The following is a 14,672-nucleotide window of genomic DNA, read 5'->3' as shown; positions in this document are numbered from 1 at the left end:
GACCGGAGTTCGAAACGGGGGAAGGCCCTACCCTTCCCGTCCTCCTCTTCAGCGACGATTGCGCAATTGGTCGATCCAGACGGTGACCAGAATGACAAGGCCGATGATGATCTGCTGCGTGAAGGCGGAGACGCCATTCATGTTCAAACCGTTACGCAAAATGCCGATGACGAAGGCGCCGATGAAGGTTCCGGAGATCGTACCGACCCCGCCGATCAATGATGTCCCGCCAATAACTGCGCTGGCGATGGCGTCAAGTTCGTACATGACGCCTTCATTCGGCTGCGCGGTGACAAGTCTCGACATCAGTACACAACCGGTCAGCCCGGCCAATGTGCCGGAAATCAGGTAGGTGTAGATCGTGATCCGGGAAACGTTGACGCCCGACAGACGCGCTGCAACGGCATTGGACCCAATGGCATAGATATGACGGCCAAAGACGGTCCGATTGAGAACAAACGCGGCGATGATGGCGATCACAATCATCAGGACAACGGGATACGGGATGCCCGGAAAAGTGACGACCGGAAACCCCTGTTCATCGATCGACTCCATCCGAAACAGCGAACCGTTACCCAGAACACCGAAGCTTTCTCCCAGTCCCGACACGGCGCGGGCGCCTGTGATCTGCAAGGCAACACCACGGGCAATCAACATCATGCCAAGAGTGGCAATAAAGGGAGGCAGTCGCAACTTGGTGACAGCGAGACCATTGATCAGGCCGCAAAGCGACCCGGTCAAAATGCCGAGCAGCATCGAAATCCAGATGGGAAGCTGGAGTTCCTTGACGGCAAGTGCAGCCACAACGCCAGCGAGCGCGAGCACCGAGCCAACGGAAAGATCGATACCCCCCGTAATGATCACATAGGTCGCACCAATACCGAGCAAAGCAATCGACGTGACCTGAAGCGCAATTGTCATGCCATTGCCGACGGAGAAAAAGGCGCTGCTCGTCGCGGAGAAGATTGCGGCAAGCACGACAAGACTGCCAAGTGCTGCAAATTTCTGGATGATATCCTTCTGCCGCTCGCTAAGGCGTCGTCCCTTATCTGCCGAAACTTGGCCCTGCTCTACCGGTTTACCGTTGGTTACTTCCGTCATGCTGATTATCCTTATTCGCCGCGTCGACCACTGCCGGACGCGTAATGCATGATCTCTTCCTGATTGGTGTCGCGTGTTTTGAGAGTCGCAGCGATACGCCCGCCATGGAAGACAGCGATGCGATCAGACATCCCAAGCACTTCCGGCAATTCGGAACTTATCAAAACGACAGCGATACCGCGCGCCGCAAGCTCATCCATGATCTGATAGATCGCAAATTTCGCTCCAACGTCGATGCCACGTGTCGGCTCGTCGAAAAACATGACCCGCGGCTCACGAAACAGCCATTTGCCAATGATGATTTTCTGCTGATTGCCACCCGACAAAAGACGAACCGGCTGATGGAGGCTCGGTGTCTTGATGCTCAGGAGATCGACGTAATGCTGGCTCGCATCCCGCTCTTGCTTGCGGTCGATGACACCGAGACTGTTACTAACCGCCTGCATGCGTGCCATGACCAGATTGGCATCGACAGGCATCGCGATGGCCAAACCTTGAGCTTTGCGATCTTCAGACAGGTAAGCGATGCCGGCATCGATACCACTGCGTGGATCTGTGATTTTCAATTCACTGCCGTCGAGCATGATGGTGCCCGCATCAAGCGGATCCGCGCCGAAAATTGCGCGCGCCACTTCGGTTCGCCCTGCGCCCATCAACCCTGCAAAGCCGAGAATCTCGCCACGACGAATATCAAAGCTGATATCCTCAAAAACATCGCGTCTTGTGAGGCCTTTTACGGAGAATATGACTTCATCAGCGGGCTGACGGGTCGGCTCCGGAAACTTGTCCTCCAGCGAGCGCCCAACCATGCGCGCAACGATTTCGTCGACGGTGAGGTCGGCAAAATCGTCCGTTGAAACATATCGCCCATCGCGCAAAACTGTAACGCGATCAACGATCTCCTGCATCTCATCCAGCCGGTGAGAGATATAGATAATGCCGGTGCCCTGGCTTTTCAGGTCACGGATCACCTTGAAGAGAAGCTGCGCTTCCTGTTCGGTCAAAGACGAGGTGGGTTCGTCCATAATCAGTACATTCGCGTCGAGCGAAAGCGCTTTCGCGATTTCGACCATCTGACACTGGGCAACCGACAGCGTCCGCACCTGCACGTTCGGATCGATATTAACCCCAAGCCGATCCAGACAGCGCTTGGCATCTGCGATCAACTTCTTTCGATCAACCAGGAAGCCCCGCCGGGGTTCACGTGCGAGATAGATATTCTCCGCAACGCTCAAATGCGGCACGAGGTTGAGTTCCTGATGGATGATAGCGATGCCAGCTGCTTCCGACTCCAGCGTCGAAGCGAACTGAACCGGCGATCCCTTATAGGTGATCGAACCTGAATTTGGTTGGTATACGCCGCTGATGATTTTCATCAGCGTCGATTTGCCAGCGCCATTTTCACCGCAGACAGCGTGAACCTCTCCGGCGCGCAGATCGAAGCTAACGCCCGAAAGAGCCTTTACGCCTGGAAATTCTTTCGACACATCTTCGAGCGTGAGCAGCACGCGAGCCGTTTCAGATGGCTTCTTTGCAGAATGACCTCTCATCGCGCTCCTCCTCCTGGTGCTCTGAAAAAGTTGTCATTTGATAGGGGGAAAAGAGAAATCTGGTCAAGCCACTTTATCGAAATTTCTTGAGAATAGCGCTAAAATAAGGAAAATAGTGGTGAAACTATCCGTTCATAACAAATTTGGTCTTACCGCATGCTTGAAACGAGACGTGTCTATCAACAGATCGCCGACCAAATCCGCGCGCTTATCGACGACGGCTCACTCACGGCGGGATCAAGGCTACCGGCTGAGCGGGAACTTGCGCAGCAATTGGGAATCTCACGCCCGTCGCTTCGCGAAGCGCTTATTGCGCTCGAAATCGAGGGGGTCATCGACATTCGATCAGGATCAGGCATCTATGTCCTGAACCCCACCGGGTCGGAACTGAATGAACAATCGTTGGGCGAAAGCCCTGCTGAATTGATGCAGGCGCGCGTTTTGATAGAATGTGGCTTGATCGCGCAATGTGCGGCACGCATCAGCGAGCCGGCATTGTCGGAATTGGAGAGTATCCTTGAAGCCATGTTGCGGGATATCGATATCAATCGAAAGCCTTTGGAACATGATCGAAGGTTTCACATCAGCCTTGCATCGGCAGTGGGAAACAGCGTTCTGACCAATCTGGTGATCAAGCTCTTCGATGAGAGACACAGCCCAATCTCTGAACGCATGCAAAGGCATACGGAGACGCCAAATACCTGGCGGTTGGCGGTTGAAGAACATCGCGCGATTTTGACTGCCCTCAGGGCAAAAGACCCGTTTGCAGCGCAAGCCGCCATGCATGCCCATCTCGCGGCATCCGAACGCCGGTGGGTCGAAGATTAACGGCGCGCAACATTGAACAATTCTGCTGACCAGGCAACGCGCGAGCGACAGGATTGCCCTCGCGCCGATAGATTTCACGCAGAAGCCGCCACCAGCAAGGCCGCGTTCAGCCGTTGACTACCCCTTAGCAGAAATCCGACCGCTGTTTTTGCGCGCGGCCTTGCATTATTTGCTGCCCGCACGCACGGCTAACGGACGGCTTATCGACCCGGTCGCCCGCTTACACCTTGGCAATGGCGCCCGACTGGAGCGCCTCAATTATATGGAGATGTTTCCGCCAAAACTATGCCAGAATCCCATGGATTGATGGTCAATTATCTTTAAAAGTTTGATTACATCGAGCGCAATTACGAAGCTCATGCCGAAAGAGGAGAGGTCGGCACCTCTGCGAACATCCACAAATCACCATCGGTACAGCCTCCTCTAAAAGCATCCAAAAATTTCCCGGGAACAACATATGCCTAATCACCTGTTTGATGCCATTCGCAGCGCAATTTCCACCACCGACGCGACCTTCATAGAAACACAAGCGGGAAAGATCTGGACATATGGGGATATGCTGGCGCTATCCGCACGTCTTGCCAATGTGCTGGTCGAGCAAGGCGTTAAACCCGGCGACCGTATCGCCGTTCAGGTTGAAAAAAGTGCCGAAGCCTTAATGCTTTATCTGGCCTGCTTGCGGTGTGGCGCTGTCTATCTGCCGCTAAACACGGGCTATACGGTCGCCGAACTTGATTACTTTTTTAACGACGCCAAGCCAGCCGTTGTGGTCGTCTCACCGCAAAATGCGGAAAAGCTTGCCGAAACGGTCCGCGCCTGCGGCGCAGTTCTTGAAACGCTGGACGAAACGGGCAGTGGTTCTTTGATGGGCCAAGCACAAGACGCCGAGCCACAATTTAACGATGTCGATCGCGGACCGGACGATCTTGCCGCCATTCTTTACACGTCAGGCACGACTGGGCGCTCAAAGGGCGCGATGCTCAGTCATGGCAATCTGCTCTCCAACGCATTGACGCTGCGCGATAGCTGGCACTTTACCTCGGCAGACCGGCTCATCCACGCGTTGCCGATTTTTCACACGCACGGCCTGTTTGTCGCAAGCAATGTAACCTTGATCTCAGGCGCATCAATGTTTCTGTTGCCAAAATTCGACCCGGACCAAATCGTCGCTCGCCTACCCAAAACAACCGTGTTGATGGGGGTTCCGACGTTCTATGTGCGCTTGTCGCAGGATGCGCGCATAAACCGTGAAAGCACCGCACGTATGCGGCTCTTCATCTCGGGGTCCGCTCCTCTTCTGAACGAGACCCACCAGACTTTTTTCGAAAATACAGGGCATGCCATTCTCGAACGCTATGGCATGACGGAAACCAACATGAACACCTCCAATCCCTATCGCGGAGATCGAGTAGCAGGAACCGTGGGCCTTCCCCTGCCCGGTGTGAATATTCGCGTGGTAGACATGGAAAGTGGCACGGCACTCCCGGACGGAGAGACCGGGATGCTGGAGATCAAAGGGCCGAATGTATTCAAAGGCTATTGGAATATGCCGGAAAAGACCAAGGCGGAATTCCGTGACGATGGCTTCTTCATCACAGGCGATCTCGGTCTTATCGATGAGAGAGGATATATTCACATTGTGGGTCGAGGCAAGGACCTCGTGATATCGGGTGGCTATAATATCTATCCAAAAGAAATCGAGAGCGAAATCGATCTGTTGGATGGCGTGTTTGAGAGCGCAGTTATTGGCCTGCCACATAAGGATTTTGGCGAAGGCACCACAGCTGTTGTTGTTAAAAAAACTGGCTCTTCGTTAGAGGAAAACCAAGTGCTGGCGGCTTTGAGCGAACGACTGGCGCGCTACAAACTGCCGAAGCGAATTCTGTTTGTAGACGAGCTGCCTCGAAACACTATGGGTAAGGTGCAAAAGAATATCCTGCGGGAGCGCTACCGCCAGCTCTATGAATAAGCGCGCGCCTTCTCGCGGCGCTAAGAGCCTGAATCAAAAAAGCGGCATGTGTGTGCGAAAATGGTGATTTTCGAGTACCGGAGCGGAGCGTACTCAAGGTACGTGAGCACCGGAACGCAGAAAATTGCCATTTGCAGCTACACAGGGCGACTTTTGGAACAGGCTCTAAGGTCGAACGTTTTCAACATAGCAAATCCGTTCTTGTTTGATTGACGACAAGAACAGAAATAATTTTGCGCGCGGGGGCGTTCATCCAAAGCTTCGGGCATGCTCCCGTTAGAGGCCTTCGCCTCCCTTACAGGAAGCTGCATAGTGAAATACCTGGGCAGGCGCGATGCACTCCGGGGGTGCTTCCCCGATCAACGCGTTAAAGATAGTCTGAATCCAAGACAGGCTACTTATTATATAAAAACGATTGCTGTTATTTTTTAAATGTAGTTATACTTTAATTATCCATAGCAGAATGGAGGGTCACAGATGTATGCATTTGCTTCTGTATCGAAAGCCGCAATCCTTCTGGCAGCGTTATCTACGTTTTTTTTCTCCATTGACGCGAACGCGCGTCCTATTCCCAGAAGCGTCGTTGTCGGTACGGAGTTGAACAACGGGCGATCTTTGACTTGCAGAGAAGCTACCCGGCGTCTTGCAATGCGTGGCCTTACCAATGTCCGGGAAATCGATTGCCGGAGACCAAACTACGTTATCCGGGGCGTGCGTAATCAACAGGCCTTGCGGGTTGAGGTTCGGGCGCGTGATGGACGCGTTGTGCGCGTTGATCGGTGGCACAGACCCCACCGCAGATAGTATTTTCGTCGCCTGCCCCAGATTCAAAAGCAGAATTTGGATCTCTGAAATTAAGCATGGTGGGTTAATTAGCCGTGGGTTTTGGCCCGTTGCTCATCGCTTTCGTTTTCTGACTTTGTCTTGCTTAACTTGCAATTATTTCTGACGCTTACTGCTTCAGATGGAGGATATCATGAACCGATATATGTTCAGCTTGTTGGTTGTTACCGCTGTCAGCTTGGGAACGAGCGCTTGTACGTCGTCTGAACAGAGAACTGCCGGATATGGTGTCGGCGGCGCTGCAGTCGGTGGGCTCGCCGGTGCTGCGATTGGCGGCAATACGCGCGGACCGCTCACCGGCGCTGCAATCGGTGCTGCGGCCGGAACCTTGGTTGGTGTCGCCCAGACCCGAAACGGCGTTCAATATTGTCGCTATCGCGATCAGCACGGTCGCGTCTTTGAAGCGCCTTGTCGATGAGGCTTGCATCAATAGCGAGTTGAGAACGTCTCAATAAAGGCTTCGGAAGGAAAAGACATGTTTCGATCCATTGCCGCTATCCTTGCATTGCTAGCCTTAACCATCGTGGGTTCTATTGCCGAGCCGGTTCCGGCATTCAGCCAGAACCAATCCGCTCTGGTCGGCACCAGAATAAATAACGGCCACAGAATCCGCTGTTCGGAGGGCGCCAGGCTCTTGAGAATACGGGGCTTCCGAAATGTTCGCGCAATAGACTGCAGGGGAAGTCATTTCCTCTATCGTGGAGATCGTTTCAGACGAACTTACGATGTAACGGTGCGCGCGCGTGATGGACGCATAACCAACGTCCGCACTGTGAGATGGCGTCGCTGATAACACAGTCATAGCCGGGGATGCGCTTGGAATTACTTCGTGAAGAGAAAGGCTTACGCATGAAAGTTCACGAATTAAGTCATCTGGAGCGCAAAGCAATTGAACAGAAGAAATGGAAGGGGTTTCTTGGCATTGGCATCCTCCTGTTAGCTGGAGGCGCGCTCTGTCTGTTTCTACCGGTTTTTTCGGAATTTGCGGCAAGCACCGTCTTCGGTGTGGTCCTTATGGCAATTGGTCTCGTGAAGATCATCCAGTCGCTTAGGGTAAAAAGCTGGGCGGGGTTTGTCTGGCAAGAATTGACGGGTGTGGTGGAACTGGTCGGCGGAATTATGATCTATCTCAATCCACTCAAAGGCGCGCTTGCGATAACGCTGTTGATCGCGATTGTGGTTTTTGTGCATGGATTTCTGCAGATTGCCTTGTCGTTCAAAATCCATCCAACAAAAGGCTGGTACTGGTTCGCAGTCTCCGGGTTCATCGCCTGGATAGCCAGCGCCGCACTCTTCCTGAAATGGCCTTTGACGCGTGAACTCGCATCGGGATCAATCGCTGGAATTGCCCTGCTGATTGCCGGTTTTGCCTATGTCGCAATAGCTCTGAGTACTCGAAATGCATGAATGACAGGTCATTGCATGACCGCAGGGAGGACCCGACATTGATTAAGACCCTCGGTTATTACTCCGCGAATGTCGCCCTTTCCGGGTTGCTTTTGCTGTCGTTCATGCCTCCTGCCGCCGCCCAACAAAGCACAACAACCCAGCCCGCGCCATCGGTGGTCGTCAGAAAGGCGGGCTCGGCGCCTTCCACGGCCCCGCTCCAATTCAACGGACAAGTCGAAGCAATAGAAGCCGTTGACATTCAGGCCCGGATTACAGGTTTTCTCAAAGTGAAGAGCTTTGAACAGGGAAGCGCAGTCAAGACAGGCGATCTCCTCTTTGAGATCGAACCAGACCAAATGCGGGCGGCGGAGACTTCAGCAGAAGCGCAGGTCGCTCGCGCACAGGCGGCCCAGAATGCTGCCCGACAGACCCTGACGCGAACACGCACACTGGCGAACCGGAACACCGCTTCACAAGCCTCTCTGGATGATGCTCAGGCAGCGTTCGATATCGCTTCGGCAGACGTTCAAAGTGCAGAGGCTGCGCTGAATACAGCCCGACTGAACCTTTCTTACACGCAGATCCGTTCACCGATCAACGGCACAATCGGCCGGTCTTTGTTTACGGTTGGAAATCTGGTCGGCCCCAGCGCCGGGTCCCTGGCGCGTATTGTTCAGCTCGATCCTGTCCGCGTTGTTTTTTCCATTACCGATCGAACGCTCATCGCCATTCGCCAGAAAGAGGCGCGCGGTGGAACCGTTGATCTGAACAGATTCCAACTAACGCTTACCCTCGCCAACGGCAAGCAGTATGGCTCCAAAGGTAACATCCAGTTCATCGACAACGAGGTCAATCCGCAAACGGGCACAATTGCTGTACGCGCGCTGTTTGCAAACCCGGACCATATTCTGGTTCCGGGCCAGACCGTCGCTGTCAGCCTGCTGGATGAAACGGCAAAAACATTGCCGATTGTTCCAATGGCGTCTGTTCTGCAGGACCGCGAGGGCAAGTTTGTTTTTGTGTTGAACGACAATAACACTGTCACTCGGCGGCAGATTGTGACCGGCATACGCATCGGCAACGATTGGTCCGTCAAAGACGGGATCAGCGCGGGAGAAACGATCGTCATCGAAGGCTTGCAAAGAATTGCGGATGGGCAGTCCGTATCACCTCAGGAATCGTCACCGGATGAACCGGGGGCTGCTCAATGATTTCAGAAACCTTCATCCGACGAACGCGCCTCGCAATCGTTATCTCGCTTCTCATCTCCATTGCTGGCGCCATCGCCGTTTTCTCATTGCCCATCCAGCAATATCCGCAGATCACCCCTCCAACGGTTTCTGTTTCGGCGATATATCCCGGCGCGAGTGCGGAAGTGATTGCCGACGTTGTGGGTGGTCCACTGGAAACAGCCATCAATGGCGTGGATGATATGATGTATATGTCATCCACGAGCTCGAATGCCGGTCAATATTCATTATCAGTCACCTTTGAAGTGGGGACTGATCCGGAACTTGCGCAGATCAATGTGCAAAACCGTGCGCAGCTGGCAATCTCGCGACTGCCTGCCGCTGTCGCGCAACAGGGCGTTTCTGTTCGGTCACGCTCACCCGATTTTGTGCTGGGCATCGCTTTCTATTCTCCCGATGACAGTTTGAGCGCGCTTGAGATCACCAACTTCACCACGACGACCATTGTCGACGCGATTTCACGCGTGGCAGGTGTCGGTGAGGCTAGTGTCACCGGCGCGTCTGAATATTCGATGCGCGTCTGGCTCAATCCTCAAAGAATGGATGCGCTCGGAATAACCATTGATGAGGTTTCCGCGGCAATCCAACGCCAGAATATCCAGGCTACCCTCGGGCAGTCTGGTGCACCGCCCATGCGGGTTGGAACGGAACTGCAATATACGCTGGTTGCACAGGGGAGGTTGCGAGATGCCGACGAATTTGGAGCTATCGTCATTCGCACCGGCGCCGACGGAGCCAAGGTATTTCTCCGCGACATAGCCCGTCTTGAACTTGGTGCACGCAATTATGCTTCAAGAGCCAGTTTTGCTGGTCATGAATCGGCGATGCTGCAGATTAATCAGTCGCCCGGCGCCAATGCGATACAGACTGCGACAGCCGTTCAGGCCGAACTGAAGCGGCTCTCCGCCAGATTTCCGGCAGGCCTGCAATATCACGTGGTTTATGACGCAACGCGGTTTGTGGACGCTAGCTTGCAATTGACGACGCGCACATTGTTTGAAGCCTTTGCAATCGTGCTCGCGGTGACATTTATCTTCCTGCAAGACTGGCGCGCGACACTGATCTCGGCCCTTGCCATACCGGTTTCCATGCTTGGTGCGGTCGCGGTTCTATTGGCGGTAGGCTATTCGTTGAATATGATTTCGTTGCTGGCCTTGGTTCTCGCTATCGGGCTTGTCGTCGATGACGCTATTCTCGTCGTGGAAAACGTCAAACACGTTCTGGACGACACGCCCGACATCACCGTTGTCGATGCGACGCGCAAGGCGATGTCTCAGATCACCGGACCGATCATCTCAACGACGCTCGTGCTTCTCGCCGTGGTCACACCCACAGCGTTTCTCGCGGGTATTGGCGGACAGCTCTACCGCCAGTTCGCAGTGACAATCTCATCGGCGCTGGTCATTTCGTCGTTCGTTGGCCTCACGCTAAGTCCGGCATTGGCGGCGTTGCTGCTCAAGCGCGGGCAAAGCGGTTTCAAGAGAGGACCACTGGCGTGGTTTACTAACTTCATGGAACGAAGCCGTGATGCTTACGGCAGGGGCGTGGGCATTCTCGTCAAATATTGGTATGTGCCACTTGCAGCCATTGTGGCCTGCTTTGCCGGTGCCTATCTCATTTTTGTCAATCTACCCGCCACTTTCCTGCCTGACGAGGATCAGGGAGCTTTGTTCGTTGATATCCAGCTGCCAAGTGCGGCTTCGCTCGACCGCACCAATCGCATCGTTGAGAATGTCAGAAAGGTGCTAAACGAGACCGCCGGGGTTCAGGATGTGATCACGGTTGCGGGCTTCAGTATTCTGCAATCGACGAGCACGCCCAATGGCGCCATGGCGGTTGCCGCATTGCTACCCTGGGAAGACCGGGAAAAAGAAGAGCTGCGGCTTAATAATATTATCGGCACTCTCCGGTCTCAATTCGCGCAGATTCCCGGTGCCATTGTCTCAGTTTTTGCGCCACCGGCGATAGCCGGTATTGGGTCCGTTGGCGGGCTCGATTTCCGCCTCCAGGCATTGCAAGGACAGTCTACGGAGGAAATGGCACAGGTTACAAATGCATTGCTTGGCTACTTTAACCAGAACGGCGAGATCGGCGGGGCAGCAACGACTTTCAATGCGAATGTACCGCAAATCTATGTCGACGTTGACCGTTCCCGTGCGGAAGCGCTGGGGCTCAGTGTGTCTGATATTTACGCGGTGATCGGCGCCAATTTTGGCTCACGCTATGTCAATGACTTTACGCTTAATGGGCGTGTCTTTCAGGTGAATCTGCAAGCGGATTCCGATTTTCGCGCGCATAGCGAAGACATTTTGAAGCTCCACGTGAGAAACCGAAACGGAACAATGGTCCCGTTGAGCAGTGTCGTGTCCTTGACCACCGTTCTGGCCCCTTTCGTCATTACGCGTTATAACCTTTCGGTCTCAGCACAGGTCAATGCGGTTCCGGCTCCCGGTGCGAGCAGTGGCCAGGCGATGGCGGCAATGGAGACCGTGGCATCCCAAAAACTACCTGATGGCTATGGTTATGAGTGGTCGGGCCTATCCTTTCAGGAAAGCAGAAGCAGCGGTCAGGAAGGCATCGTCTTTGTCCTTGCTTTTCTTTTCGCCTATCTCTTTCTGGTCGCTCAGTATGAAAGTTGGGCCTTGCCTGCGGTGGTGATTGTTTCATTGGGCGCAGCATTGCTTGGAGCAGTCACAGCCCTGAAAATCTTCGGGCTGCAAAATAGCCTCTATGTGCAGATTGCGATGGTGTTGTTGATCGGCCTTGCCGCCAAGAATGCAATTCTGATTGTGGAGTTTGCAAAAGAAAAGCGGGAAGCAGGTCTGTCGGCGAGTGAAGCGGCACGGACGGGAGCTGAGCAACGCTTCCGTGCCGTGATGATGACAGCTGTATCTTTCATTCTGGGCATCATCCCTTTGATCGTTTCTTCCGGCGCGGGTGCGGGCGCTCGTCAGGCCGTGGGTGTGACAATCTTTGGAGGGATGGTCGCAGCAACGACGATTGGTCTGTTACTTACACCGGGTTTGTATTTCATTGTGCAACGAATAACCGAGCGTTTGGGAAACCGCCGTGATCAATGACGGAACTGTATCGCAAGCGTCACGGCGCAGCAGTTGTTTTCATTCCGGCAAGCATACGGTGAAAAGCTCGATCATCGCCATGAGGAGGTTGAACCCATGAACTCTGTAAAACAGCGCTTTCATCAGTTGGCACTCTTATTGAGCCTTTTCTTGTTAGGCTCTGGCAGCGTTTCATACGCTCAGTTTCTGGATTCCGTCAAAGCCGGTAATGGAATAACCGCCAGTGTTGTAAGCAGAACTCCCATCGGAACTCGCGTTGTGCTCACCGGTTCGATCAAGGGCAATATGAGAAGAGCTCATTATATTTTTCAAGATCAAACTGGAACGACAAGAGTCCGCATCGAACGAGAAATTTGGCGAGGCAGAAAAATAGGTCGAAAAGATCAAATCGAAATCCGAGGACGTGTCGATAACGATGTGAGAGGAAGGTTCATAGACGTCTACTATTTTAAAATACTCAAGTAGAATTAGAAAACTTAGACCCGTCGAATTTTTAAGAATTCGATATAAGCATTATTTTCTTGATATATTCCGTCTAAAGTAGTTTCATTCAATAATTCCGAATGCATTCTCTCCAACATCGGCTGAGGGGTCAGATAGCATGGGGTTGCTTGGAATACTGCTGGGACTAGCGCTACTCATGTGGTTTGCCTATCGCGGCTGGAGTGTGCTTCTGCTTTCTCCTGTAGCTGCTCTTCTCGCCGCGCTCATTTCCGGGGAGCCTCTTCTGGCAAACTGGACATCGACCTTCATGGGCGGGACTGCCAGTTTCGTGGGACGGTGGTTTCCACTTTTTCTCCTGGGTGGTATTTTTGGAAAGCTGATGGATGATAGCGGCTCCATCACCTCGATTGCACGATATCTGACGGAAAAACTCGGCGTAAAACGCACGATGCTATCCGTCGTGCTGGCATCGGCAGTCGTCACCTATGGCGGCGTCAGCGTATTCGTTGCCTTCTTCGTTCTCGTGCCCATGGCGCGGGAAATGTTCAAGGCAGCCAATATACCAGCCCGTCTGATGCCTGCGGCCATTGGGCTTGGTGCCTTTACCTTCACCATGTCGGCAATGCCGGGCACGCCTTCCACAAACAATGCCATTCCGATGCCCTATTTCGAAACCACGACCTTTGCAGCGCCGGGACTGGGGATCATTGCATCAATCATAACACTGGTCTTCGGCATGTGGTGGCTGCAACGCGCGGAAGCCAAGGCGCGGGCTGCAGGTGAAAATTATGTCGATGACACCGGCGAACTGGAGATAACGGAAAAGGTCAGGGAACAATCGACGCTTTCAGGTGATTTCGACCCCGCAGAACTCGAACACGGCGCACGCGCCGACAACCAGCCGCCTTTTTTCTTCGCGGTCCTGCCCCTGCTTGTCGTCATCGTCGTCAATTTCCTGATGGCGCTCATCATCCTGCCCCGTATTGATTTCTCATTTCTGGAGCAGGAGCCTTGGGGAATCGATGTCGGATCATCAATAGGTTTGTGGGCGGTGCTTATTGCACTAGCGGCCGCCATTTTGACCCTTATAGCGGTCAATTTTCGCCGCCTTCGGGCGATCCGCGAAAGCCTCGACGCAGGCGCCAACTCCTCTGTTCTGCCCATTCTCACCATAGCGAGCCTCGTCGGGTTCGGTGCAGTTGTGGCAGCGATGCCTGCTTTTGCCGTGGTTCGCGATGCGGTGCTTGAGGTGCCGGGCGGTCCGCTTGTCTCTCTGGTTGTCGCCATGAATGCGCTGGCGGCCCTCACCGGAACAGCATCCGGCGGCATGGCCATCGCACTCAATGCGCTGGGCGACGAATATATGCGATTGGCGATCCAGTACGGGATCAATCCTGATCTCATGCACCGTTTGACGGTCATCAGCGCTGGTACACTGGATGCGCTGCCGCACAATGGTACGGTGCTTCTGCTCCTTCAGATCAGCAAACAAACCCATGCATCAAGCTATTTTGACATGGTCATGACTGTGATTGTCGGCGTGATTATCTCGCTCGCGGCGGTTTTCGTGCTGGGTTCAATGTTTGGCTCCTTCTGAGCATGGCCATTGTTGTTGAAAGGAAGTTGAAATGAAAAGGACATCTCTCCTGATTGCCGTCCTGCTCTCCTTGATGGCGAGCCCCGCATTCGCACATCTCAACCCAGCCGAGCATGGTTCTTTCGCCGCTGGGTTTTCTCACCCTCTTTCGGGCGCCGACCACATCCTTGCAATGGTTGCCGTTGGCCTTTGGGCTTCGATGCTCGGTGGGCGCGCGCTTGTCGTCGTTCCGCTAAGCTTTGTCGGCGTCATGCTGCTGGGATTTATGACGGCACTCAGTGGGATAACTCTTCCCTATGTCGAACCAGTCATCCTTACATCGGTAATTGTGCTTGGCCTCATTGTCGCCATGGCGTTCCACGCATCGACCCTGACTGCAGCGCTCGTCGTCGGCTTCTTCGCATTCTTCCATGGCTATGCCCATGGTGGGGAAATCGGCATCGCGGCGTTTCTTTCCTATGGTGTTGGGTTTGCGCTTGCAACGGCATTGCTCCACGCAGCAGGTATTGGTGCGGGCCTTGCAGCAGGACGCATCCTGCAAGGTCGGACGGGGCAGATGATAATGCGGGCGGCGGGCGGCTTTGCCGCGCTCAGCGGGCTTTACCTGATGGCTGGATGATG

Annotated in this window: 12 protein-coding genes; 10 read left to right on the top strand and 2 right to left on the bottom strand. The window is 53.9% G+C overall.

The features are described from left to right. Window positions 1-48: 48 nt before the first annotated feature. The gene (locus D8666_RS10555; protein ID WP_109366112.1) at window positions 49-1,101 is read right to left on the bottom strand and encodes an ABC transporter permease; all 1,053 of its coding nucleotides are present in this window, start codon (window positions 1,099-1,101) and stop codon (window positions 49-51) included. Window positions 1,102-1,112: 11 nt separating this feature from the next. Beyond that, window positions 1,113-2,651 (bottom strand): sugar ABC transporter ATP-binding protein, encoded by a 1,539-nt coding sequence (locus D8666_RS10550; RefSeq protein ID WP_109366113.1) that lies wholly within the window; start codon window positions 2,649-2,651, stop codon window positions 1,113-1,115. A gap of 156 nt (window positions 2,652-2,807) precedes the next feature. Between D8666_RS10550 and D8666_RS10545 the strand changes: the two genes are divergently transcribed. From D8666_RS10545 to D8666_RS10490, 10 genes are all read left to right on the top strand, one after another. Beyond that, window positions 2,808-3,479, top strand: a complete 672-nt coding sequence (locus tag D8666_RS10545) for a FadR/GntR family transcriptional regulator (protein ID WP_121537725.1) — start codon at window positions 2,808-2,810, stop codon at window positions 3,477-3,479. 19 nt (window positions 3,480-3,498) lie between these two features. Further along, entirely contained in the window at window positions 3,499-3,786 is a 288-nt protein-coding gene (locus D8666_RS24645) for a malonyl-CoA decarboxylase domain-containing protein (protein WP_371830812.1), read from the top strand. A 150-nt stretch (window positions 3,787-3,936) separates the two neighbouring features. Continuing rightward, on the top strand, window positions 3,937-5,448 hold the full coding sequence (locus D8666_RS10535; protein ID WP_121537723.1) for a malonate--CoA ligase: 1,512 nt from the start codon (window positions 3,937-3,939) through the stop codon (window positions 5,446-5,448). Window positions 5,449-6,424: 976 nt separating this feature from the next. Then, window positions 6,425-6,709: a YMGG-like glycine zipper-containing protein gene (locus tag D8666_RS10525; protein WP_121537721.1), complete on the top strand. Its 285-nt coding sequence runs from the start codon at window positions 6,425-6,427 to the stop codon at window positions 6,707-6,709. Window positions 6,710-7,101: 392 nt separating this feature from the next. Beyond that, entirely contained in the window at window positions 7,102-7,698 is a 597-nt protein-coding gene (locus D8666_RS10515; protein WP_371830805.1) for an HdeD family acid-resistance protein, read from the top strand. 38 nt (window positions 7,699-7,736) lie between these two features. After that, window positions 7,737-8,891: an efflux RND transporter periplasmic adaptor subunit gene (locus D8666_RS10510; protein WP_235858932.1), complete on the top strand. Its 1,155-nt coding sequence runs from the start codon at window positions 7,737-7,739 to the stop codon at window positions 8,889-8,891. Then, window positions 8,888-12,010, top strand: coding sequence for an efflux RND transporter permease subunit (locus tag D8666_RS10505; protein ID WP_121537715.1), 3,123 nt, complete (start codon window positions 8,888-8,890; stop codon window positions 12,008-12,010). The genes D8666_RS10510 and D8666_RS10505 overlap by 4 nt, the downstream gene beginning before the upstream one ends. A 96-nt stretch (window positions 12,011-12,106) precedes the next feature. Continuing rightward, window positions 12,107-12,475, top strand: coding sequence for a NirD/YgiW/YdeI family stress tolerance protein (locus tag D8666_RS10500; RefSeq protein ID WP_121537713.1), 369 nt, complete (start codon window positions 12,107-12,109; stop codon window positions 12,473-12,475). A gap of 136 nt (window positions 12,476-12,611) precedes the next feature. Next, window positions 12,612-14,051 carry a GntP family permease gene (locus D8666_RS10495; RefSeq protein WP_121537711.1) on the top strand — a complete coding sequence of 480 codons (1,440 nt, stop codon included), beginning with the start codon at window positions 12,612-12,614 and terminating at the stop codon, window positions 14,049-14,051. Between the two features lie 31 nt (window positions 14,052-14,082). After that, window positions 14,083-14,670 (top strand): HupE/UreJ family protein, encoded by a 588-nt coding sequence (locus D8666_RS10490; RefSeq protein ID WP_121537710.1) that lies wholly within the window; start codon window positions 14,083-14,085, stop codon window positions 14,668-14,670. Window positions 14,671-14,672: the final 2 nt, after the last annotated feature.

Origin of the sequence: Ochrobactrum soli (assembly GCF_003664555.1) — a bacterium.
GTDB classification, from domain to species: Bacteria; Pseudomonadota; Alphaproteobacteria; order Rhizobiales; family Rhizobiaceae; genus Brucella; species Brucella teleogrylli.
Note: the sequence above shows the minus strand (reverse complement) of the source record. Positions and strands in the feature narration are given on the sequence as shown.

Excerpts from the sequence above, each read along its gene's own strand:
- D8666_RS10555 (WP_109366112.1), bottom strand. The coding sequence starts at position 1,101 with ATGACGGAAGTAACCAACGGTAAACCGGTAGAGCAGGGCCAAGTTTCG.
- D8666_RS10550 (WP_109366113.1), bottom strand. The coding sequence starts at position 2,651 with ATGAGAGGTCATTCTGCAAAGAAGCCATCTGAAACGGCTCGCGTGCTG.
- D8666_RS10545 (WP_121537725.1), top strand. The coding sequence starts at position 2,808 with ATGCTTGAAACGAGACGTGTCTATCAACAGATCGCCGACCAAATCCGC.
- D8666_RS10535 (WP_121537723.1), top strand. The coding sequence starts at position 3,937 with ATGCCTAATCACCTGTTTGATGCCATTCGCAGCGCAATTTCCACCACC.
- D8666_RS10525 (WP_121537721.1), top strand. The coding sequence starts at position 6,425 with ATGAACCGATATATGTTCAGCTTGTTGGTTGTTACCGCTGTCAGCTTG.
- D8666_RS10515 (WP_371830805.1), top strand. The coding sequence starts at position 7,102 with ATGCGCTTGGAATTACTTCGTGAAGAGAAAGGCTTACGCATGAAAGTT.
- D8666_RS10505 (WP_121537715.1), top strand. The coding sequence starts at position 8,888 with ATGATTTCAGAAACCTTCATCCGACGAACGCGCCTCGCAATCGTTATC.
- D8666_RS10500 (WP_121537713.1), top strand. The coding sequence starts at position 12,107 with ATGAACTCTGTAAAACAGCGCTTTCATCAGTTGGCACTCTTATTGAGC.
- D8666_RS10495 (WP_121537711.1), top strand. The coding sequence starts at position 12,612 with ATGGGGTTGCTTGGAATACTGCTGGGACTAGCGCTACTCATGTGGTTT.
- D8666_RS10490 (WP_121537710.1), top strand. The coding sequence starts at position 14,083 with ATGAAAAGGACATCTCTCCTGATTGCCGTCCTGCTCTCCTTGATGGCG.